Origin of the sequence: Streptomyces sp. NPDC016459 (assembly GCF_040632845.1) — a bacterium.
In the GTDB taxonomy this organism is placed as follows: Bacteria; Actinomycetota; Actinomycetes; order Streptomycetales; family Streptomycetaceae; genus Streptomyces.
Map to the genome: position 1 here is coordinate 48,150 of NZ_JBEYCR010000021.1, position 21,089 is coordinate 69,238.

The following is a 21,089-nucleotide window of genomic DNA, read 5'->3' on the forward strand; positions in this document are numbered from 1 at the left end:
CTTCCGTGGAGATCGCTACGACGGCATGTCGTAGATGGGGTGTTTTGGGCTTGATGGGAGTCCGGGTTACCAAGGATGAGCAAGCCCGGCGCAGCGCACCGTTCGCGTCGGGTCCCGTACATCCCCGGAGGTTTTCCCCCGTATGTCGAAGCGCGTCATGAACCCCGCCGCCCGTGCCACCGCCGTCGCTCTCGCCGCCGCGGGCCTGGGAGCGACGATGGTGACCGGAGCAGGGTCCGCCTTCGCCGCCGAGGGCAAGGCCGCCGCCCCGGTCGCGATCACCGCGTCCGCCGCCGTCGCCGCCCAGGCCGACACCCAGGCCCACGTGGCCGCCCAGGTGAAGGCCGCCGCCGCGAAGGCCGCCGCCGCGAAGGCCTCGGCCGCGAAGGTCACGGCCGCCAAGCAGGCCGCCGCGAAGCAGGCCGCCGTCAAGAAGGCCGCCACGAAGGTCGTCGCCGCCAAGAAGGCCCCGTCCTGGGTCAAGCCGGTCGCCGCGTACACCCTCACCGCCAGCTACAACCAGGGCGGCGCCATGTGGGCCCAGAAGCACTCCGGCCAGGACTTCGCCGTCCCGGTCGGCACCCCGGTCAAGGCCGCGGGCGCCGGCACCGTCGTGAAGGCCGGCCCCAACGGCGGCGGCGACGGTCCCGCGTACGGCAACGCGATCGTCGTCAAGCACGCCAACGGCACGTACTCGCAGTACGCCCACCTGTCGAAGCTCAAGGCGCACGTCGGCCAGAAGGTCGCCGCCGGTCAGCAGATCGCCCTCTCGGGCAACACCGGCAACTCCTCCGGCCCGCACCTGCACTTCGAGATCCGCACGACCCCGAACTACGGCTCCTCCGTGAACCCGGCCGCCTTCCTGCGGTCCCACGGCGTCTCCATCTGACGCCTCACGAGGCCCCGTGGGCCTGATTGAGCAGACCGAGGGCGACCTCGAGGACGGCTTCGCGCTTCTCCTCGGAGTCGCCCTCGACGTTGTCCATGAAGAACATCCCCGCGTGCAGCGTGAAGATCGCGCTCACACAGCGCACCCGGTCGAGGACGGCGAAGTCCGGCTCCTGGACCAGTCCGCTCAGTTCGAGCATCCGCTCCTTGAAGGTCAGGCCGATGCTCAGCTCGCGGACGGCCGCCTGGTTCTCCTGCATGAAGCGGAACAGCGGGTACGCGCCGATCAGGGCCTCCTGGTAGCGGCGGAGGATCTCCTCCCTGACCTCCAGGGTGCGCGGCTGCTCCCGCGCCCAGGCGATCAGCTCGTCCATGGGCCGGGTGAGGTCCTGGAAGATGCCGATGATGATGTCTTCCTTGGTCTTGAAGTGGTAGTACAGCGCGGCCTTGGTGACGTCCAGGTGCTCGGCGATCTCGCGCAGCGAGGTCTTCTCGTACCCCTGCTCGGCGAAGAGCTGCAGGGCCACGTCCTGGATGCGCTGGCGGGTGTTGCCTCGGGCCATGGCTGCTCTCCACTTTCCACAAAACTTACTTGACGCCCGGCTAGTGACCGGCCTACCGTCCTCAGTGTAGTAACTAGCCGGGCGGCAAGTAAGGGATCGAGATGACGACGCAGGACACAACCAGGCCAGCACAGGGGAAGCAGGAGCAGCAGCCACGCAGTGTCCGCGTCGTCCTCCTCGCCCTGATGATCGCGATGCTCCTCGCGATGCTGGACAACATGATCATCGGTACCGCGATGCCCACGATCGTCGGCGAACTCGGCGGCCTCGAACACCTCTCCTGGGTCGTCACCGCCTACACCCTCGCCACCGCCGCCTCCACCCCCCTCTGGGGCAAGGTCGGCGACATGTTCGGCCGCAAGGGGGTCTTCCTCACCGCGATCGTGATCTTCCTGATCGGCTCGGCGCTGAGCGGCATGGCCCAGGACATGGGCCAGCTCATCGGCTTCCGTACCGTCCAGGGCCTCGGCGCGGGCGGCCTCATGGTCGGCGTGATGGCGATCATCGGCGACCTGATCCCGCCCCGCGAGCGCGGCAAGTACCAGGGCATGATGGCCGGCGTGATGGCCCTCGCCATGATCGGCGGCCCCCTCGTCGGCGGCACCATCACCGACCACTGGGGCTGGCGCTGGTCCTTCTACATCAACCTGCCGCTCGGCGCCGTCGCCCTCGCCATGGTCACCACCGTCCTGCACCTGCCGAAGAAGCAGCGGGCCGAGGGCACCCGGATCGACTTCCCCGGCGCCGCGCTCCTCACCGTCGGCATCACGGCGATCGTCCTGGTCACCACCTGGGGCGGCACGGAGTACGCCTGGGGTTCGGCCCCCATCGTCGGCCTCGCGGTCGGCGGCGCCGCCGCACTCGCCGCCTTCCTCTACGTGGAGACCCGCGCGAGCGACCCGATCGTGCCGCTGCACATCTTCCGCAGCCGCAACTTCACCCTGATGTCCCTGATCGGCTTCATCGCCGGCTTCGTGATGTTCGGTGCGGTCCTCTACCTGCCGATCTTCCAGCAGTCCGTCCAGGGCGCCTCCGCGACCAACTCCGGTCTGCTGCTCCTGCCGATGCTGCTGGCGATGATGGTCGTCTCGCTGCTCGTCGGCCGGTTCACCACCAGCACCGGCAAGTACAAGGTCTTCCCGATCGCCGGCGGCGCCCTCATGACGGCAGGCCTCTTCCTGCTCTCCACGATGGACACCGACACCTCGCGGGTGACCTCCGGGATCTACATGGCCGTCCTCGGCGCCGGCATGGGCTTCCTCATGCAGATCACCATGCTGGTCGCCCAGAACAGCGTCGAGATGAAGGACATGGGCGTCGCCTCGTCCTCCACCACCCTCTTCCGGACACTCGGCTCCTCCTTCGGCGTCGCGATCATGGGCGCGCTCTTCACGAGCCGCGTCCAGCACGAGATGACGGCGCGCGGCGGATCCGGGCTCACCGAGCGGACCGCCCAGCTCGACGCGGCGAGCATGGCCAAGCTGCCGGAGGCGCTCCGCGAGGCCTACCAGCACGCGGTCGTCTCGGGTACGCACGGCGCCTTCCTGGTCGGCGCCGCGGTCTCCGTCCTCGGCTTCGTCCTCGCCTTCCTCGTCAAGGAGGTGACGCTCCGCGGCGCCGGCCCCGAGCCGACCCCGAAGGCGACGGACGACGACGACGCCAGGGTCGCCGAGAAGGTCTGACCTCGCGCGCAGGCGGTACGAGAACGGTGGGGCCGGTCCCGGCCGGGGCCGGCCCCACCGGGCGTACCGGTGCCTGGCCCCACCGGCATACCCGCCGCCCGGCCCCGTCGGCGTACCCGCGCCCCGTTGCAGTCGAGCGGCGGTGCACACCGGTCGGGCCACAGCCCCTGATCACAGCCCCCGGCTTCAGTCGAGCGGCAGCCGCACACCGGTCCGGCCACAGCCCTTGATCACAGCCCGGCTTCAGTCGAGCGGCAGCCGCAGCATCGGGAAGCTGCCCGTGTTCGTCGGCGCGTGGTCCGGCAGCCACAGCACCGCGATCGCGCCGCCCACCCCGTTCGGGGCACCCTCGGAGGCCACGTTCCGGTAGGTCAGCCGGGCGCCGAGGACCCGGGCCTGGCCCGACGCGATCGTGAGGCCCAGGCCGTGACCCTGGCCCGCGCGGTCGCTCGACCCCGTACGGAACCGGCTCGGGCCCTCCTTGAGGAGCGCCTCCGGGAAGCCCGGTCCGTGGTCGCGGACGCGGACGACCCGCCCCTCGACCGTGACCTCCACCGGCGGCCTGCCGTGCTTGGCGGCGTTCGCGAGGAGGTTGCCCAGGACGCGTTCCAGACGCCGCGGGTCGGTGTTCACCCAGGACTCGTGGACGACCCGGACGACGACCTCCGGGTCGAGGGCCCGCACCCGCCGCTCCACGAACTCGCCGAGCGCGATCTCCTGGAGCTCGGCCCGCTCGGACGCGCTGTCGAGCCGCGCCACCTCCAGGACGTCCTCGACCAGGGTCCGCATCGCCTGCGCCCGATCCCGTACGAGCTCGGTGGGTCGCCCCGGCGGCAGCAGCTCCGCCGCCGTGAGCAGCCCCGTCACCGGTGTGCGCAGCTCGTGCGCGATGTCCGCGGTGACCCGCCGCTCGGCCTCGATCCGCTCGTTGAGGGCGTCGGTCAGGGCGTCGACCGCCCACGCCAGGTCATCGGTCTCGTCCCGGACGACCCCGCCGACGGCCTCCCTGACCCGTACGTCCGTGTTGCCCTGCGCGACCCGGCCGGCCGCGACGGCGGCCTTCCGCAGCCGCCGCGAGAGCTGGCCGCCGATCAGCACGCCCAGCGCGCAGCCGCCGAAGACCACCGAGACCGAGCCGATGACGAGGGCCCGGTCCAGATCGTTCATGATCGTCGCGCTGCGGTCGGCGAAGGGGATGTGCAGCGACAGCACGTCGCCGTTGGCGAGGGGCACGGCCGCCCACACGTCGGGCGGCCCGCCGTGCCGGTGCTCCTGCACGAACGTGCCCCGCCGTTTGTCCCGCATCAGCTGGTCGAGCTGCGGCGGCAGCGACGGGTCGTTGATCTTCGTACCGAAGCGCGGTTCCTTCGGCTTCGACGTCTCGTAAAGCCGCTGCGCGAAGAGCAGCCGCTCCATCTGCACCTCGCGTGCGTTGTCGAGCATCGAGATGCGGGCGGCGTTGTGCACGACGACGCTCAGGGTCACCGCGATCAGCGCGCCGACGGCCGCGATGGCGACGGCGATCTTCCAGCGGACGCCGGTACGCAGGGGGAGCAGCTTCACACCGGGCCCTAGCTCTTGAGCTTGTAGCCGAAGCCGCGGACCGTCTCGATCCTGTCCTGGCCGATCTTGGAGCGCAGCCGCTGCACATGGACGTCCACGACCCGGGTGTCCCCGCCCCAGCCGTAGTCCCAGACCCGCTCCAGGAGCTTGTCCCGGGACAGTACGGTGCCCGGCGCGGACGAGAACTCCAGGAGCAGCCGCATCTCGGTCGGGGTCAGCGCGACCGGCGCCCCGCCCTTGCGGACCTCCATGCCCTCGGTGTCGACCTCCAAGTCGCCGAAGACGAGGAGTCCGCCGACGCCGGGCGCCCCGTCACCGTGCTCCCCGGCGCCCGCCCCGCCCGCGTGGCCGAAACGGCGCAGCACGGCGCGGATGCGGGCCATCAGCACGGACCCGTCGAAGGGCTTGGTGACGTAGTCGTCGGCGCCCGCCTCGAGGCCGAGGACGACGTCGATCGAGTCGGCCCGCGCCGACAGCATGATCACCGGCACCGTCGACTCGTCCCGGATGCGCCGGCAGAGGCTGACCCCGTCCATGCCCGGCAGCATCACGTCGAGCAGGGCGATGTCCGGCCGCTGCGCCCGGAAGGCGTCCAGGCCGGAGAGCCCGTCTGGCACGGCCGTGACGCGGAAGCCGTCCCGTTCGAGGGCGAGCTGGGTGGCCTCGCGGATGACGTCGTCGTCCTCCACGAACAGGACATGGGTCTCGGCCATCGTGCGTGCCCTTCGGGTCGTGCGCTGTCGTCGTGCGCTGGCTGTGCGGTCGCGAAGTGGGGTGTGCGGCTGCGGGGGTGCGGGTCGGCGGGGTGTACGGCTCTGGGGTCCCGGGTCCCGGTGCAGGGCTCCGGGGGTACGGCCCCGGCGTACGGCGCGCGGGACGCGTCCGGCGCCCGGCTCAGTCCGCCGGCGGCTCGCTCGGCGCGGGTTCCTCCATGCCGCCGTCGCCGACGGCCCGGCTGTAGTCGTTGTGCACCCAGTCGTGCTGGGTGAACCTGTTCCCCGACCACCGGTACGTGATCACGTCCTCGCCCGAGGGGTACGCGACCGGGTCGCCCTTCGCGTACACCTGCTTGGTGACGACGAGCTCGCCCCGGTCGATCGTGGCGTAGACCGCCGCGTCCTCCGCCATGAAGACGTTCTCGTACCGGTCGCTCTGCTTCCGGTAGACGTACGTGCCGATGCCGACGGCGTCACCGCAGGTCATCACGTTGACGACGACATCGGGGGCGGGTGCGCCGGTGAGATTGCCGTAGGAGGCGTCCACCGGGTAGGCGTCCGCGACGCAGGGCTTCAGATCGGTCTTGAGCCGCTCGCCGATCTTCGGGTCGGCCTTGAGCAGCGCGATCGGATCGACCCGCTCGGCGGAGGGCTGCCCGCCGTCGGCGGAGGGGGAGGGGGTGGGCGCCGCCGGGGCCACGTCGTGGGTGCCCGCGGCGCCCTCGTCACGGGACCCGGTACCCCCGGTGGAGCAGGCGGCCATGGACAGACCGACGGCGACGAGCCCGGCCGCCGCCGTGATGCTCGCCGCCTTGACGGTACGACGCCGACGGCGGCGCCCGGTCCCGTACCGGTCGTCATCACCGGGGCCGTCGCCGCCGTGTCTGCCGCGGCCGTCGTCGTGTCTGCTGCCGTCGGCTCCGCCGTCTAGGCCGCGCACCGCTCCCGCTCCCGTTCGTCGCCTCGTACGGTCGTCCGCTCCCCGGTCCGCCCCAGAGCGCGGGCGTCGAGGTCACGGCTCTCCAGCTCCTGACGGAGCCGGGCGAGCGCGCGGTGGAGCGTGGACTTCACCGTACCGGTCGACATGCCGAGCGCCGCCGCCGTCTCCTCCGTGCTCATCTGCTCCCAGTGGCGCAGGACGACGACGCTGCGCTGCTTCGGCGCGAGGACCTTCAGGACGTCCATGAGCAGGGCCCGGTCGGCGTGCTGCTCGGTCGGGTCGTCGCCGCAGGCGTCGGGCAGCTGCTCGGTGGGCACCTCTTCGAGCCTGCGGGCGCGCCACCACTCGGTCCGGGTGTTGATCATGACCCGGCGCAGATAGGCGTCGGCGAGGGACTTGTCGGCGATGCCGTCCCAGCGCCCGAAGGTGCGGGCGAGAGCCGTCTGGAGGAGGTCCTGCGCGTCGACTGGATCGGCCACGAGACGCCGGGCACTGCGCAGCAGCGCGTCCTGCCGCGTGCGTACGTACTCCTCGAAGTCGAGCACCTCGCCATGCCTCATCCGAACCGCCTCCGAACCCCGTGACCAGCTGTGTTCCTCGTGTCGTGGCCGACGCTACGGAGCGGTTGTCACGGGGTTGTGCGTGGCAGCCGTCGGTGGACGCACGGCTGCCCATCGGTTGTGTAACAGCGGGGCGGAGGAGGTTTCGCGCCGGCCGGCCGGGTGTTGGGGGCAGGGAACCGCCGGTACGCCGGAGCCACCGCCGGTACGCCACGAAGACTCAGGACCGGCCCGCGACCGGCTCAGGGGACTGGTCCACGACTGGCTCAGGTACCGGCCCGCGACCGGCTCAGGGACCTGCCCACGACCGGCCCGCGACCGGCCCACGACCGGCCCGACCGGCTCAGCGACCGGCTCCGGGGCGTGCCAACGGACCGGCCGCCCCCGCGACCCGTTCAGGACACGGGCAGCCGGTAGGACCCGTCGTCCAGGGGCTCGACGAGGCCGTCCGCGACCAGACCGTCCAGGGCCCGGGCCCGCTGCACCGGCTCGTCCCAGACCGCGTCCAGGACCGCCTGTGCCACCGGCTCCGCCGAATCCCGCAGCACCGCGAGGAGCCGGCCCCTGACCTGCCGGTCGGTCCCCGCGTACGTCTGGCCGCGCCGCGCGGGGCCGTCGTGGGCCGGCTTCCCGGCAAGCAGCCAGGCGCACCGCCCGGCGATCGGGCAGCGCCCGCAGTCCTCGTTCCTCGCCGTGCAGACCAGCGCGCCCAGCTCCATGGAGGCGGCGGCCCAGCGGGAGGCGGTCGCCTCGTCCTCGGGCAGCAGGGCGCGGGCGAGCCGCCGCTCGGCGGCCGTGGTCGCGTTCGGCGGGTACTGGACGCCGCTCGCCGCCCGCGCGAAGACCCGGCGCACATTGGTGTCCAGGACCGGGTGCCGCTGTCCGTACGCGAAGGAGGCCACCGCGGCCGCCGTGTACTCGCCGATGCCGGGCAGTGCGAGCAGCTGCCCGTGGTCGCTCGGTACGTCGCCGCCGTGCCGTTCCCTTATGGCCACGGCGGCCGCGTGCAGCCGCAGCGCCCGGCGCGGATAGCCGAGCCTGCCCCAGGCGCGGACCGCCTCGCCGGGGGCGTCGGCGGCCAGGTCGGCCGGGCGCGGCCAGCGCGCGAGCCACTGCTCGTACACCGGCAGGACCCGGACGACCGGGGTCTGCTGGAGCATGAACTCGCTGACCATGACCCCCCAGGCGCCGGCCTCGGGGCGGCGCCAGGGCAGGTCACGGGCGTGCCGGTCGAACCAGGCGAGGACGGGCCCGTGCAGCTCGGCGGGGGGCGTCGGACCGGCGGGGGCGTCGGGGGCGTCGGACGGGAGGGGAGCGTCGATGGAAGTCATGGCACCCCCGATCCTGGCACGTCCACGCCGCGAACCGTACGCGCCGTGGCACGGGCGCCGGGGCGGCCTCGGCACGCGCGCGCCTCCGTGCACGCGTACGCGCCCCACCGCACGCGCGGCCGTGCACGTGCCCGCGCCCGGCCGGGTGCGGGCACGTGCTCTGGTACGCCCTCCGCCGCGGTGTGCCTACGTGCACTCGTCAGTCCTCCGCCGGGGTGTGCCTACGTGCACTCGTCCGTCCTCCACCGAGGTGCGCTGCCTGCACTCGTACGCCCCCACCGCACGCGCCGCCGTTCTCGCTCGTACGCGCCCCACCCCGGGCCCCGGCGTCCGCTCGGGCTCAGTACCCGCCGTGGCCCACCCGCTGGGGCTGCTCCGCGTGCGGGGCCGGGTGCGTCCGGGGGCCCCGGCCGGCGCACCACACCACCGCCGAGCTCCGGCTCGACCGGGCCGTCTCCACCAGGGTGTCCACCGGCCGGACCGCCGCCCGCATGACGAGGAAGGCGACCAGACCGCCGAGGAGCAGACCGAAGGTCACGTCATGCGGGTAGTGGACGCCGACGAAGACCCGGGAGAACGCCATGAGCAGCGCCATCGGCACCGTCAGCCAGACGATCCCGCGCCAGGACAGCGCGAGCGCGATCGCGGCGGCGCCCGCGATGGCCGAGTGGTTGCTGGGGAAGGACCAGTCGCCGTACGGCGGGCAGGTGACGAGCGAGGTGGGCGCCCCCAGGACCGCGCGGCACGGGCGGTCCTCGTCGATCAGCGACTTCAGTCCCTCGCTCACCACGTACCCGAACGCGGTGGCGAGCGGGGCGAGCAGCGCGAGCGCCATCATCCGGCTCGCCCCCTCGCGGGAGCGCCACCAGCCGGTCAGGAACAGCGCGCCGAACAGCAGCAGTCCGGCCTCGGTCCAGACCTCCGCGAGCCACTGGAACCAGTGGGGGGTGGAGTGGGCCAGATCGGCGATGTCGAGATACAGACGATCGGAGAGGTCGAGGAGGGTGTTCATGGTGCACGACGCTAACCGGAATCCGGAGTCCTCCGCCCCGGGCCGACGGCCGGAACGACCCCCGACCAAGGGGCGGTCCTGCGATTCGGTCCGGTTCCCACCGGTTTCGGTGGGAGTCGCGAGGGAGCCGGACGCCGTTCCGGGAAAAGTTCCCGGAACGGAGGGATGTGATCATCGGCAAAACTTGTTGTCGCGGGCGGCGGGTGGGGCGGGAGTTGAGCTGGATCTCTCGTAAGGTTCGGGTCGTGGGATCTTTGCGCAATCCGGTCGGGCCGCTTCCCTCCACCATCTACTGGCGACGGAGGGCGGTGGCGGCGTGCCTGGTGGCGCTTCTCGCCCTGCTCGCCGTATGGGCCGTCACCTCCGGTGACGGGGGCGGGAAGAAGCCGAACGACGGGGCCAACGGCTCGTCACCCACCCCTCCCTCGATCACCCCCGGCCCCTCCGGCACGGGACCGGCCATCAGCCAACAGCCGGGCGGACGCGACGAGTCGGGCGACTCCGGCGACACCACGGGCGGCACGGGCACCACGGGCGGCACCGGCGGCGACGGCGGTACGGAAGGCTCCGGTACGGACCCGGGGTCGGGCGCCGACGCCGGTACGGACGCGGGCGCCGGTGCTACCACCGGCACCGGTGACGTCGGCAAGAACGGCGACACCGACGGCGCGGGCGGCGACGGGGGCGCGAGCACCGGCGCCGGACAGCAGGTACCGGCGAACTCGCCGCTCCCGAACTGCCCGGCCGGTTCCCTGCAGTTGACGATCCGCAGCGCGCAGGTCAGCTACGAGGCGGGGGAGAAGCCCCGCTTCCAGCTCGTCGCGAGGAACAACTCGAAGGCCGCCTGCAAGGCCGACTTCGGTCCCCGCACCGCGGTCCTGACGATCAGCGACAAGCAGGACGACGAGATCTGGTCGTCCGCCCACTGCCCGCGCCCCGGCACACCGGTCCTGCTGCACGTCCCCGCGGGGGCCACCGTCACCCACACCGTGGAATGGGACCGCAAGCGGAGCGCGCCGCGGTGCGCCACGGCCCCGACGGGCCAGGCCGGGCCCGGCACCTACCTCGTGGAAGCGACCATGCCGGGCACGAAGGTCCTCCCCGCCTCGTTCACCCTGGCCAAGGACTGACCGGACGGTAGAACCCCGAGCCGTACGTCCTCCCAGAGGTACAGCTCCGCGGTCCCCACCCCCATACTCCGCCGCGACGTTCGGCGGCGACCCGGCGGCGGGCCCGGTGGACATGCTGCTGGCTCGCGGACACGGCCCGGCGGTACGTCCTCCTAGACGTACCGCTCCAGGATCGAGGACTCCGCGAGCCGGGACAGGCCCTCGCGCACGCTGCGGGCGCGGGCCTCGCCGACCCCGTCGACGGCCTGGAGGTCGTCCACGCTGGCCGCGAGCAGCTTCTGCAGCCCACCGAAGTGCTCGACGAGCCGCTCGATGATCGCGCCCGGCAGCCTCGGCACCTTCGCGAGGAGCCGGTAGCCGCGCGGCGAGACGGCCGAGTCGAGGGTCTCGGGCGAGCCGCTGTAGCCCAGCGCCCGCGCGACGACCGGCAGTTCGAGCAGCTCGGTGTGGCTCAGGGCGTCCAGCTCGGTGAGCGCCTCCGCGACCGTGCGCGACCGCTTGGCCGTCGGCTCGGGCACGTAGTCCCGGATCACCAGCTCGCGCTCGGGCTCGACACCCGCGATCAGCTCGTCGAGCTGGAGGGAGAGCAACCGCCCGTCCGTACCGAGCTCGACCACGTACTCCGCGATCTCGGTGGCGATCCGGCGGACCATCTCCAGGCGCTGGGCGACGGCGGTGACGTCCCGGACCGTGACCAGGTCCTCGATCTCCAGGGCGGAGAGCGTGCCCGCGACCTCGTCCAGCCGGAGCTTGTACCGCTCCAGGGTCGCGAGCGCCTGGTTGGCGCGGGACAGGATGGCGGCCGACTCCTCCAGGACCCGCCGCTCACCGTCCACGTACAGCGCGATCAGGCGCATGGACTGGGAGACGGAGACGACCGGGTAGTTGCACTGCTTGGAGACCCGGTCGGCCGTACGGTGCCGGGTGCCGGTCTCGTCGGTGGGGATGGAGGCGTCCGGGACCAGCTGCACACCCGCGCGGTGGATCTTGGTGATGTCCTTGTCGAGGACGAGCGCGCCGTCGAGCTTGCACAGCTCACGCAGGCGCGTGGCGGCGAACTCGACGTCCAGCACGAAACCGCCGGTGCACATCGAGTCGACCGTCTTGTCCAGGCCGAGCACGATGAGTCCACCGGTGTTGCCGCGGAGGATCCGCTCCAGACCGTCACGCAGCGCGGTGCCGGGCGCGACCGCGCTCAGGGCGGCGCGCATCAGTGCTTCGTTGCGAGAGCCCGCGCCGGACTTCCCAGGAGCTGCTGCCCCGTCCTTGGCTGCCACTGCACTCCTCCGGCTCGTACGGATGGGCGAGACCAGGGCAAAGTCTAGCGACACCACCCCGCCGCCCTCCGCCCCCGACCGATCCTGGGTGGTCCGAAAGGCGTCCCCGCCCCGGCACGGACCTAATCCTCCGCGCCTTCGCGAAGCGTACGGAGTAAATCCTCCGGTTCCGGTACGGGGTACCGGATCCCCGCGTGCCGGGCACCCGACACGAGGCACGGGCCCCCGCGCCCGGCTTCGCACACGCTCCCGTGCCGGGCTTCACACGTGCCCCACGCCGGGCTGCACACCTGCTTCCACGCCCGGCTTTACCCCTGCCCCATGCCGGGCTCCGCACCTGCCCCGCGCCTGGTTCCACTTCCCCCCGCTACCCCTCCCCGCCCTCCGGAGCCTTCGGGGCGCGCCTGCTGCGCGGCAGGACCCGCAGCGCGTCGCCCATGTCCGCGACCTCCGTCACCTTCATGCCGGCCGGCACCCTGCCCGGGTCCGTGGGGACCAGCGCGTGCGTGAAGCCCAGCCGGTGCGCCTCGGCCAGCCGGCGCTGGACCCCCGTCACCCGCCGGACCTCGCCCGCGAGGCCGACCTCGCCGATCGCCACCAGGTTCTTCGGCAGCGGGGTGTCGCTCGCCGCGGAGGCGAGGGCGAGGGCGATCGCCAGGTCGGCGGCGGGCTCGGTCAGCTTCACTCCCCCCACGGTCGCGCTGTAGATGTCCCGCTTGCCCAGCGCGCTGATCCGGCCGCGCTGTTCCAGGACCGCCAGCATCATCGAGACGCGGGAGGTCTCCAGGCCGGAGACGGTCCGGCGCGGGGAGGGGATCTGGGAGTCCACCGTCAGCGACTGGACCTCGGCGACGAGCGGACGGCGGCCCTCCAGGGTCACCGTCAGACAGGTGCCCGGCACGGCCACGTCCCGCCGGGTCAGGAAGAGCCCCGAGGGGTCGGTCAGGCCGGTGATGCCCTCGTCGTGCAGCTCGAAGCAACCGACCTCGTCCGTCGCCCCGTACCGGTTCTTGACGCCCCGGACCAGACGCAGGCGCGCGTGCCGGTCGCCCTCGAAGCTCAGGACGACGTCGACCAGGTGCTCCAGGAGGCGCGGGCCCGCGATGGCCCCGTCCTTGGTGACGTGACCGACGAGCAGCGTGGACATGCCGCGCTCCTTGGACGCCCGGATGAGCGCCCCGGCGACCTCGCGGACCTGCGCCATGCCACCGGGCGCGCCGTCGATCTCGGGGGAGGCGACCGTCTGCACCGAGTCCATGATCAGCAGTGAGGGCTTCACGGCGTCCAGGTGCCCGAGGACCGCCGACAGATCGGTCTCGGCCGCCAGGTAGAGGTGGTCGCTGAGCGCGTTGATCCGGTCGGCGCGCAGCCGGACCTGGCTCGCGGACTCCTCGCCCGTCACGTAGAGCGTGCGGTGCTCGTCGCTCGCCGCCTTGGCCGCCACGTCGAGCAGGAGCGTGGACTTGCCGACGCCCGGCTCTCCCGCGAGCAGCACGACGGCGCCGGGCACCAGGCCCCCGCCGAGGACCCGGTCCAGCTCGTCGACACCGGTGGAGCGGGCGGTGGCCTGCCGGCCGTCGACCTGCCCGATGGGGACGGCGGCGGTGGACACCCGGCCCGCCGCGGTCGTGCGGACGGCGGGCGCGCCGTACTCCTCGACCGTCCCCCAGGCCTGGCACTCGGGGCAGCGGCCGAGCCACTTGGCCGTCTGCCAGCCGCACTCGGTGCAGCGGTAGGACGGCCGGTCCTTGGTCGATTTCGTACGGGCAGCCATGTCGCCCACCGTAGCGGCCCCCACCGACAACGGGCCCCGGTCCGCCGCCGGACCGCGCCCCGGCCGCGGAACGCCGGGTTCCTGTCCCCTTTCGAGGGATTGATTCACCCGTAAGACTGAGAAGGGCACGACCGGTACGAAAAGCGCCCCCCACCCTGTCTACGGTCGACCGGTGACGAGCAGCAGGCTGGAATCCCCCGCACGCACCACCGGCGCACACCGGGCGCACCCCGCCGCGGACGAGGGACCGCGCGCGCTCAGCCGACGGCCTCCCGCGCGCTACGAGGCCGCCCTCGACGGCCTCTTCACGTACTGCCTCTCCGTGCTCTGCGACCACGACACGGCCACCGCCGTCCTCGGCGACGTCCTCGCCGTCGCCGAGCGCCACCACGGCCGCTGCCCCTCCGACGAGGACGGCCGCACCGCCTGGCTGTACGCACTCGCCCGCTGGGCCTGTCTGCGCAGCCTCGGCGAGCAGCGCCGCAAGCGCCAGGGCGCCCACACCGGCCGGCCCGCCGTCACCGCCCCCGAGCCGCCCCGGGTCCCCGAGGAGACCGCCGAGCGTCGCCGCGCCGAACTCGCCGTGCTCGCCTGGCCTGAGGCCGCCGGCACCACCCCCGAGCAGCGGGAGGCCCTGGAGCTGGCCGTACGCCACGGCCTCAGCCACCGTCAGGTCGCCGCCGTGCTCTCCCTCGACCCGCTCGCCGCCCGCGAGCTACTCGCCACCGCGGGCTGCGAGGTCGAGCGCACCCGAGCCGCCCTCGCCGTTGTCGAGACCGGCAGCTGTCCCACCGTCGCCCGGCTCACCGGTGACCACCAGGTGCTGTTGTCGGCCGCCCTGCGGGCCGAACTCGTCCGGCACGTCGACGACTGCCCCCGCTGCCGACGGGCCGCCGAGCGCGTCGGCGCAGCCGGTCCCTGGCCGGGAGCCGGAGCCCTGCCCCCGGCCGGGCTGCCCCTCGTCGAGGCGCCGCGGGCCGCCGCGTACCTGGCGATGCTGCACGTCCCGCGCGCGCGTGCCGGAGCCCCGCGCTTCAGCCCGACCGGCTTCCCCATGGACCCGAAGGACCACGTGGCCCGCCGTGACCGGCTGCGGGCCCGCGCGGTGACGACCACCGTCGTCGCGGCCGTGGTCGCCGCGCCCGTCCTCGCCCTGTGGACCTCCTACCGGGGCGCCCCGGCCGCCGACGTCGGCGCCCACGACGGGTCACGGATCAGCGCGCGCGAGGCCGACGAGCCGGTCGGCCCGGACGGACGCCCCTACGACCGCTACGAGAACGCGGGCAACGCCCGTACGACCCCCGAGCCCCGCTTCACCCGGGGCAGCCGCGCCCCCGACGTCTCCGTCGAGGTGATCAGCCCCGGCGGCCCCACCGGCCCCACGGCGGCCCGGCCCGGTGAGGCCGCACCCGGCTGGATCACGGTCACCGCTCGCGGCCACGGCGATCTGACGCTGCTCACCCTCACCGCCGCGGGTGACACGCCCGTCGCGTGGTCGCTGTGGACGGACGCGCCCTGGCTGTACGTCAGCCGGGCCTCCGGCACGCTCCGCCCCGGCGAGACGGTCACCATCGCCGTCCGCGTGGACCACGGCCGCGAACCCGCGGGCGCGTGGAGCGCCCGGATCGGGGTGAACCCCTCGGGTGCGGTGGTCAGGATCGCCGGGCGCGGCCAGGCCGTCCCGCCGCCCGTCGTCGACCCGGTCGTCCCGCCGCCGACGACCACGGAGCCGACGACCCCACCGACGGCCCCGCCGACCACGGAGCCGACGACGCCCCCGCCGACGACGGAGGAACCTCCGCCGACGACCACGGAGCCGACGACCCCACCGACGAGCCCGCCGACCACGGAGCCCACCACCCCGCCGCCGACGACGGAGGAACCGCCGCCGACCACCACGGACCCGGGTACGACGGAACCGACCACTCCGCCCCCGACGACGGAGGACTCGTCCCCGGCGCCCACGTCCTGACGAGCCTCCCCGCCGATACGCCCGGCTACCGGACCTTCGGGTCGGCCGGGTGCGGGGCCACCAGGGGCAGCTGCGAGGAGAGCCGGGTCTCGCACAGCCCGGCCAGGACCCCGTACGCCTCCTCGCCCATCATCTCGGTCAGCTCGGGCCGGTACGTGACGTAGACCGGCTCCCCGGCCCCGTGCGCCGACGTGGCAGAGGTGCACCACCAGTGCAGGTCGTGGCCGCCCGGACCCCAGCCCCGGCGGTCGTACTCACCGATCGACACCTGGAGGACCCGGGTGTCGTCGGGCCGGTCGATCCAGTCGTACGTGCGCCGCACCGGCAGCTGCCAGCAGACGTCCGGCTTGGTCTCCAGCGGCTCCCTGCCCTCCTTGAGAGCCAGGATGTGCAGCGAGCAGCCCGCGCCGCCCGCGAACCCGGGACGGTTCTGGAAGATGCAGGATCCCTCCCAGCGGCGGGTCTGCCGGTCGCCGTCCTCGTCGCGCTGAACCCAGCCCGACTCCGTACCGACGTCGTGGAACTGCCACAGCTCCGGCGTGAGGCGTGCCACATGGGTCGCGACCCGCTTCTCGTCGTCCTCGTCGGAGAAGTGCGCGCCCAGCGTGCAGCAGCCGTCGTCGGCCCGCCCCGCCTGGATGCCCTGGCAGCCGCTGCCGAAGACACACGTCCAGCGCGAGGTCAGCCAGGTCAGGTCGCAGCGGAAGACCTGCTCCTCGTCGGTCGGGTCGGGGAACTCGACCCACGCGCGCGCGAAGTCGAGGCCCTTCTCGTCCGGCTCCACGCCCTTGCCCCGCTTCCTGCCGCTCTTCACGGCCCCGCCGGACTTACCGGCCTTCACGGCCGTCACAGCGGCCACCACCGGCGTCACAGCCGACGTCACACCCGTGTCGTCGCCGCTGTCCTTGCCGGGCTTCGCCTTCTTCGTCTTTGGCACACCACCAAGCGTATGCGGGTGCGCGCAGTACCGTTCCGCCATGAGACTCGGAGTCCTCGACGTCGGTTCGAACACAGTGCACTTCATGGTGGTGGACGCCCACCCGGGCGCCCGGCCGCTGCCCGCCCACTCCCACAAGGCGGAGCTCAGGCTCGCCGAGCTGCTCGACGAGCGGGGCGCGATCGCGCCGCACGGCGTCGAACGGCTCACCAAGACCGTCAGGGACGCCCTCCTGGCCGCCGAGGAGAAGGGCTGCGAGGAGGTACTGCCGTTCGCGACCTCCGCCGTCCGCGAGGCCAGCAACGCCGACGCCGTCCTCGCGCGCGTGAAGGACGAGACAGGGGTCGACCTCCAGGTCCTCACCGGCGAGGAGGAGGCCCGGCTCACCTTCCTCGCCGCCCGCCGCTGGTACGGCTGGTCGGCGGGCAAGCTGCTCCTCCTCGACATCGGGGGCGGCTCCCTCGAAGTCGCGTACGGCATGGACGAGGACCCCGACACCGCCGTCTCCCTGCCGCTCGGCGCGGGCCGGCTGACCGCCGGCTGGCTCCGGGGCGACCCGGCCGACCTCGACGACGTGAAGGCCCTCCGCCGCCATGTGCGCGCGCAGATCGCCCGTAACGTCAGCGAGTTCAGCCGCTCCGGGCGCCCCGACCACGTCGTGGCCACCTCCAAGACGTTCAAGCAGCTGGCCAGGATCGCCGGCGCCCCCGGCTCGGGCGAGGGCCTCTACGTCCAGCGCCGCCTGTCCCGCAAGTCCCTGGAGGAGTGGGTCCCGCGCCTGGCCGGGATGACCGTCCCCGAGCGCGCGGCCCTGCCGGGCGTCTCGGAGGGCCGCGCGGGACAGCTCCTCGCGGGCGCGCTCGTCGCGGAGGGCGCGATGGATCTGCTCGGGGTGGAGGAACTGGAGATCTGCCCCTGGGCCCTGCGCGAGGGCGTCATCCTGCGTCGCCTTGACCACCTGCCGGAGAACTGACCGGGCCGGGAGCACGGGACCGGGCATGGCGCGTGGTCACGGGACGGTGGCGCGGGAGCGGGCACGGAGGGGGGTTACCGGCCGGGGGCACGGAGCAGCGCTCCTCCCGTTCCGACGACTCCCGCCGACCCGACCCGCCTCCGCCCCTCCCGGCGTGACGGCCGCCCGACCCGGCTCCGCCCCTCCCGGCGTGACGGCCGACCCGACCCGACCCGGCTCCGCCCTCCCGCCGACCCGCCTCCGCCCCTCCCGGCGTGACCGGAACCACCCCCTCGCCCCCCGCCCGGCCCCGTACCCTGTCTCCGTGGCAGAACCAGTGGTGCGCGTCCCGGATGCGAAGGTCGCCCTGTCGACGGCCTCGGTCTATCCGGAGTCGACGGCGACGGCCTTCGAGATCGCCGCGCGCCTCGGCTACGACGGTGTCGAGGTCATGGTGTGGACCGATCCGGTCAGCCAGGACATCGAGGCGCTGCGCCGGCTCTCCGACCACCACCAGGTGCCGATCCTGGCCGTGCACGCTCCCTGCCTCCTCATCACCCAGCGCGTCTGGTCCACCGACCCGTGGGTCAAGCTCCAGCGGGCCCAGGCGGCGGCCGAGCGGCTCGGCGCGTCGACGGTCGTCGTGCATCCGCCGTTCCGCTGGCAGCGCCAGTACGCCAAGGACTTCGTCACCGGCATCTGGCGGATGGCCGACGAGACCGACGTACGGTTCGCCGTCGAGAACATGTACCCGTGGCGGTACAAGGACCGCGAGATGCTCGCGTACGCCCCCGAGTGGGACGTCACCAAGGACGACTACCGGCACTTCACCGTCGACCTCTCGCACACCGCGACCGCCCGCACCGACGCCCTCGCGATGATCGACCGCATGGGCGACAGGCTCGGCCACGTCCACCTCGCCGACGGCAGGGGGTCCGCCAAGGACGAGCACCTGGTCCCGGGGCGCGGCACCCAGCCCTGCGCCGAGGTCCTGGAGCGCCTCGCGCTCACCGGCTTCGACGGCCACGTCGTGATCGAGGTCAACACCCGCCGCGCGATGTCCGCCGCCGAGCGCGAGGCCGACCTCGCGGAGGCCCTCGCCTTCACCCGGCTCCACCTCGCGTCGGCGCCCGCCCGCCACACCCGGGTCCCGCGGCCGTGACCGAACCGGCCCCGCGCCGCCGCGGCCGCCCGTCCCGTACCGAGGAGGAGAGCGGGCCCGGCGCGCGGGAACGCATCCTGGATGCGGCCCGCGCCCAGTTCGCCGAGCGCGGCTACGACAAGGCCTCGGTCCGCGGCATCGCCAGGGCGGCCGGGGTCGACCCGGCGCTCGTGCACCACTATTTCGGTACGAAGGACGAGGTCTTCGCCGCCGCGGTCGAGGTCTCCTTCGAACCGGCGACCGTCGTCCCCGCGATCGTCAGCGGCCCGCGCGAGACCATCGGGGAGCGGCTCGCGCGGTTCTTCATCGGCGTCTGGGAGAACCCGGCGAGCCGGGCCCCGCTCCTCGCGATCGTCCGCTCCGCGCTGACCCACGAGGCCGCGGCCAAGGTGCTGCGCACCTTCGTGCTGCGGCGCCTCCTGGAGCGGATCGCGGACGAGCTCGACGTACCGGATCCGAAGTTCCGCGCGGAGCTGGCGGCCTCCCACATGATCGGGATCGCGATCATGCGGTACGTGATCCAGGTGGAGCCGCTGGCGACGGCGGACCCGGAGAAGATCGTGGCCATGGTGGCCCCGACGCTCCAGCGGTACCTGACCGAGGCCTGAGGTCCGCGGCCGGAGACCGACCGAAAGGTGAACAGCGGGTCCGCCATACGGACGCGTTGTCCAGATCTTGGTCCGTCGGCGTACGCTCGAAAGCAAGCACACCCATCACGAGGAGCGAGCGCGATGCCCGAGCTGAGGTCCCGCACTGTCACCCACGGACGCAACATGGCGGGCGCACGCGCCCTTATGCGCGCCTCCGGTGTACCCGGCGCGGACATCGGCCGGAAGCCGATCATCGCGGTCGCCAACTCCTTCACGGAGTTCGTCCCCGGCCACACCCACCTCCAGCCGGTCGGCCGGATCGTCTCCGAGGCCATCACGGCCGCCGGGGCCATCGCCCGCGAGTTCAACACGATCGCCGTCGACGACGGCATCGCGATGGGCCACGGCGGCATGCTCTACAGCCTCCCCTCCCGCGACCTGATCGCGGACAGCGTGGAGTACATGGTCGAGGCGCACTGCGCCGACGCCCTGATCTGCATCTCCAACTGCGACAAGATCACCCCCGGCATGCTGATGGCGGCCCTGCGCCTGAACATCCCGACGGTCTTCGTCTCCGGCGGTCCGATGGAGGCCGGCCGCGCGACCCTCGTCGACGGCACGGTCCGCACGCTCGACCTGGTCGACGCGATGTCCGACGCGGTGAACCCGAAGATCTCGGACGAGGACATCCTCCGGATCGAGGAGAACGCCTGTCCGACCTGCGGGTCCTGTTCCGGCATGTTCACCGCCAACTCGATGAACTGCCTGACCGAGGCCATCGGCCTCTCCCTCCCCGGCAACGGCTCGCTGCTCGCCACCCACACCGCCCGCAAGGGGCTGTACGAGGCGGCGGCCCGCACGGTCGTCGACATCACCCGTCGGTACTACGCCGAGGACGACGCCTCGGTCCTGCCGCGCGCGATCGCGACCCGCGGCGCCTTCGAGAACGCCATGGCCCTCGACATCGCCATGGGCGGCTCGACCAACACGATCCTGCACCTGCTCGCGGCCGCCCAGGAGGCCGAGCTGGAGTACGGCCTGCCGGACATGGACGAGGTCTCGCGCCGGGTGCCCTGCCTGGCCAAGGTCGCCCCGAACGTCGCCAAGGACCGCACGTACTACATGGAGGACGTGCACCGCGCCGGCGGCATCCCGGCCCTCCTCGGCGAGCTGTACCGCGCCGGGCTCCTGGACGAGGACGTCCAATCGGTCCACTCCCGATCCATCAAGGAGTGGCTGGACACCTGGGACGTCCGCGGCGGCTCGCCGTCCGACGAGGCCGTCGAGCTGTTCCACGCCGCCCCCGGCTGCGTCCGCTCGGCGACCGCCTTCTCGCAGTCGGAGCGCTGGGAGGCGCTCGACGTGGACGCGGCCGGCGGCTGCATCCGCGACGCGGCCCACGCGTACTCGAAGGACGGCGGCCTCGCCGTCCTGCACGGCAACCTCGCCGCCGACGGCTGCGTGGTGAAGACGGCCGGCGTCGACGAGTCGATCTGGACCTTCGAGGGCCCGGCCGTGGTCTGTGAGTCGCAGGACGAGGCCGTCGAGAAGATCCTGAACAAGCAGGTCAAGGACGGTGACGTGGTCGTCATCCGGTACGAGGGCCCGCGCGGCGGCCCCGGCATGCAGGAGATGCTCTACCCGACCTCCTTCCTCAAGGGCCGGGGCCTGGGCAAGACCTGCGCGCTGGTCACGGACGGACGCTTCTCCGGCGGCACGTCGGGCCTGTCCATCGGCCACGCCTCCCCGGAGGCCGCCTCGGGCGGCACGATCGCCCTCGTGGAGGACGGCGACCGCATCCGTATCGACATCCCGAACCGCTCGATCGAACTCCTCGTCGACGAGGCCACCCTCGCCGCCCGCCGGGAGGCGCTGAACGGCGTGTACGCGCCGAAGAACCGGCAGCGCAAGGTGTCGGCGGCCCTGCGCGCGTACGCGGCGATGGCGACGAGCGCCGACAAGGGCGCGGTCCGGGACGTGAGCAGGCTGGGCTGACCCCGGCACCGACACGACCCGCGGCGGCGGGGAGCGGCACGAAGC

General features: G+C 73.0%; 18 protein-coding genes. 8 read left to right on the top strand and 10 right to left on the bottom strand.

What is annotated here, in order from left to right; translation table 11 throughout:
- Positions 1–142: 142 nt before the first annotated feature.
- Positions 143–889: a M23 family metallopeptidase gene (locus ABZ567_RS29945; RefSeq protein ID WP_360795808.1), complete on the top strand. Its 747-nt coding sequence runs from the start codon at positions 143–145 to the stop codon at positions 887–889.
- Positions 890–893: 4 nt separating this feature from the next.
- Here the strand turns inward: ABZ567_RS29945 and ABZ567_RS29950 are convergent, their stop codons facing one another.
- The gene (locus tag ABZ567_RS29950; RefSeq protein ID WP_360795811.1) at positions 894–1,451 is read right to left on the bottom strand and encodes a helix-turn-helix domain-containing protein; all 558 of its coding nucleotides are present in this window, start codon (positions 1,449–1,451) and stop codon (positions 894–896) included.
- A 101-nt stretch (positions 1,452–1,552) separates the two neighbouring features.
- Between ABZ567_RS29950 and ABZ567_RS29955 the strand changes: the two genes are divergently transcribed.
- Positions 1,553–3,133, top strand: coding sequence for an MDR family MFS transporter (locus ABZ567_RS29955; RefSeq protein WP_360795814.1), 1,581 nt, complete (start codon positions 1,553–1,555; stop codon positions 3,131–3,133).
- A gap of 243 nt (positions 3,134–3,376) precedes the next feature.
- Here the strand turns inward: ABZ567_RS29955 and cseC are convergent, their stop codons facing one another.
- The 6 genes from cseC to ABZ567_RS29985 form a co-directional block, all read right to left on the bottom strand.
- On the bottom strand, positions 3,377–4,696 hold the full coding sequence (cseC, locus tag ABZ567_RS29960) for a two-component system sensor histidine kinase CseC (protein ID WP_360795817.1): 1,320 nt from the start codon (positions 4,694–4,696) through the stop codon (positions 3,377–3,379).
- Between the two features lie 8 nt (positions 4,697–4,704).
- On the bottom strand, positions 4,705–5,409 hold the full coding sequence (gene cseB / locus ABZ567_RS29965) for a two-component system response regulator CseB (protein ID WP_360795820.1): 705 nt from the start codon (positions 5,407–5,409) through the stop codon (positions 4,705–4,707).
- A 181-nt stretch (positions 5,410–5,590) separates the two neighbouring features.
- The gene (locus ABZ567_RS29970) at positions 5,591–6,352 is read right to left on the bottom strand and encodes a hypothetical protein (RefSeq protein WP_360795823.1); all 762 of its coding nucleotides are present in this window, start codon (positions 6,350–6,352) and stop codon (positions 5,591–5,593) included.
- A complete protein-coding gene (locus ABZ567_RS29975) occupies positions 6,340–6,912 on the bottom strand; it encodes a SigE family RNA polymerase sigma factor (protein ID WP_360795826.1) in 573 nt (190 codons plus the stop codon). The genes ABZ567_RS29970 and ABZ567_RS29975 overlap by 13 nt, the downstream gene beginning before the upstream one ends.
- Before the next feature lie 395 nt (positions 6,913–7,307).
- Positions 7,308–8,243 carry an A/G-specific adenine glycosylase gene (locus tag ABZ567_RS29980; protein ID WP_360795829.1) on the bottom strand — a complete coding sequence of 312 codons (936 nt, stop codon included), beginning with the start codon at positions 8,241–8,243 and terminating at the stop codon, positions 7,308–7,310.
- 340 nt (positions 8,244–8,583) lie between these two features.
- Positions 8,584–9,255, bottom strand: coding sequence for a phosphatase PAP2 family protein (locus tag ABZ567_RS29985; protein ID WP_360795832.1), 672 nt, complete (start codon positions 9,253–9,255; stop codon positions 8,584–8,586).
- Positions 9,256–9,500: 245 nt separating this feature from the next.
- Between ABZ567_RS29985 and ABZ567_RS29990 the strand changes: the two genes are divergently transcribed.
- Complete coding sequence (locus ABZ567_RS29990; protein WP_360795835.1) at positions 9,501–10,385, top strand: hypothetical protein; 885 nt, start codon at positions 9,501–9,503, stop codon at positions 10,383–10,385.
- A gap of 152 nt (positions 10,386–10,537) precedes the next feature.
- Here ABZ567_RS29990 and disA read toward each other — a convergent pair whose 3' ends face one another.
- Together disA and radA are read right to left on the bottom strand one after the other, a co-directional pair.
- Positions 10,538–11,662 carry a DNA integrity scanning diadenylate cyclase DisA gene (gene disA, locus ABZ567_RS29995; protein WP_360795838.1) on the bottom strand — a complete coding sequence of 375 codons (1,125 nt, stop codon included), beginning with the start codon at positions 11,660–11,662 and terminating at the stop codon, positions 10,538–10,540.
- A 367-nt stretch (positions 11,663–12,029) separates the two neighbouring features.
- Complete coding sequence (gene radA / locus ABZ567_RS30000) at positions 12,030–13,436, bottom strand: DNA repair protein RadA (protein ID WP_360795841.1); 1,407 nt, start codon at positions 13,434–13,436, stop codon at positions 12,030–12,032.
- Between the two features lie 172 nt (positions 13,437–13,608).
- Here radA and ABZ567_RS30005 point away from each other — a divergent pair, with 172 nt between their 5' ends.
- Positions 13,609–15,408 carry a hypothetical protein gene (locus tag ABZ567_RS30005; protein ID WP_360795844.1) on the top strand — a complete coding sequence of 600 codons (1,800 nt, stop codon included), beginning with the start codon at positions 13,609–13,611 and terminating at the stop codon, positions 15,406–15,408.
- Between the two features lie 25 nt (positions 15,409–15,433).
- Here ABZ567_RS30005 and ABZ567_RS30010 read toward each other — a convergent pair whose 3' ends face one another.
- A complete protein-coding gene (locus ABZ567_RS30010) occupies positions 15,434–16,345 on the bottom strand; it encodes a hypothetical protein (RefSeq protein WP_360795847.1) in 912 nt (303 codons plus the stop codon).
- A gap of 40 nt (positions 16,346–16,385) precedes the next feature.
- On the opposite strand from ABZ567_RS30010, the gene ABZ567_RS30015 reads away from it, so the two are divergent.
- The 4 genes from ABZ567_RS30015 to ilvD all read left to right on the top strand — a co-directional run bounded on the left by ABZ567_RS30015 (position 16,386) and on the right by ilvD (position 21,044).
- A complete protein-coding gene (locus ABZ567_RS30015) occupies positions 16,386–17,318 on the top strand; it encodes a Ppx/GppA phosphatase family protein (RefSeq protein ID WP_360795850.1) in 933 nt (310 codons plus the stop codon).
- A gap of 304 nt (positions 17,319–17,622) precedes the next feature.
- Complete coding sequence (locus ABZ567_RS30020) at positions 17,623–18,459, top strand: sugar phosphate isomerase/epimerase (RefSeq protein ID WP_360795853.1); 837 nt, start codon at positions 17,623–17,625, stop codon at positions 18,457–18,459.
- Positions 18,456–19,067, top strand: a complete 612-nt coding sequence (locus tag ABZ567_RS30025; protein WP_360795856.1) for a TetR family transcriptional regulator — start codon at positions 18,456–18,458, stop codon at positions 19,065–19,067. Before ABZ567_RS30020 ends, ABZ567_RS30025 begins: the two co-directional genes overlap by 4 nt.
- Before the next feature lie 123 nt (positions 19,068–19,190).
- Positions 19,191–21,044 (top strand): dihydroxy-acid dehydratase, encoded by a 1,854-nt coding sequence (gene ilvD, locus ABZ567_RS30030; protein ID WP_360795859.1) that lies wholly within the window; start codon positions 19,191–19,193, stop codon positions 21,042–21,044.
- Positions 21,045–21,089 lie beyond the last annotated feature (45 nt).

Coding starts and splice junctions, on each gene's coding strand:
- ABZ567_RS29975 (WP_360795826.1), bottom strand. CDS start 6,912: ATGAGGCATGGCGAGGTGCTCGACTTCGAGGAGTACGTACGCACGCGG.
- ABZ567_RS30015 (WP_360795850.1), top strand. CDS start 16,386: ATGAGACTCGGAGTCCTCGACGTCGGTTCGAACACAGTGCACTTCATG.
- ABZ567_RS29980 (WP_360795829.1), bottom strand. CDS start 8,243: ATGACTTCCATCGACGCTCCCCTCCCGTCCGACGCCCCCGACGCCCCC.
- ABZ567_RS29945 (WP_360795808.1), top strand. CDS start 143: ATGTCGAAGCGCGTCATGAACCCCGCCGCCCGTGCCACCGCCGTCGCT.
- ilvD (WP_360795859.1), top strand. CDS start 19,191: ATGCCCGAGCTGAGGTCCCGCACTGTCACCCACGGACGCAACATGGCG.
- ABZ567_RS29950 (WP_360795811.1), bottom strand. CDS start 1,451: ATGGCCCGAGGCAACACCCGCCAGCGCATCCAGGACGTGGCCCTGCAG.
- cseB (WP_360795820.1), bottom strand. CDS start 5,409: ATGGCCGAGACCCATGTCCTGTTCGTGGAGGACGACGACGTCATCCGC.
- ABZ567_RS29985 (WP_360795832.1), bottom strand. CDS start 9,255: ATGAACACCCTCCTCGACCTCTCCGATCGTCTGTATCTCGACATCGCC.
- ABZ567_RS29955 (WP_360795814.1), top strand. CDS start 1,553: ATGACGACGCAGGACACAACCAGGCCAGCACAGGGGAAGCAGGAGCAG.
- radA (WP_360795841.1), bottom strand. CDS start 13,436: ATGGCTGCCCGTACGAAATCGACCAAGGACCGGCCGTCCTACCGCTGC.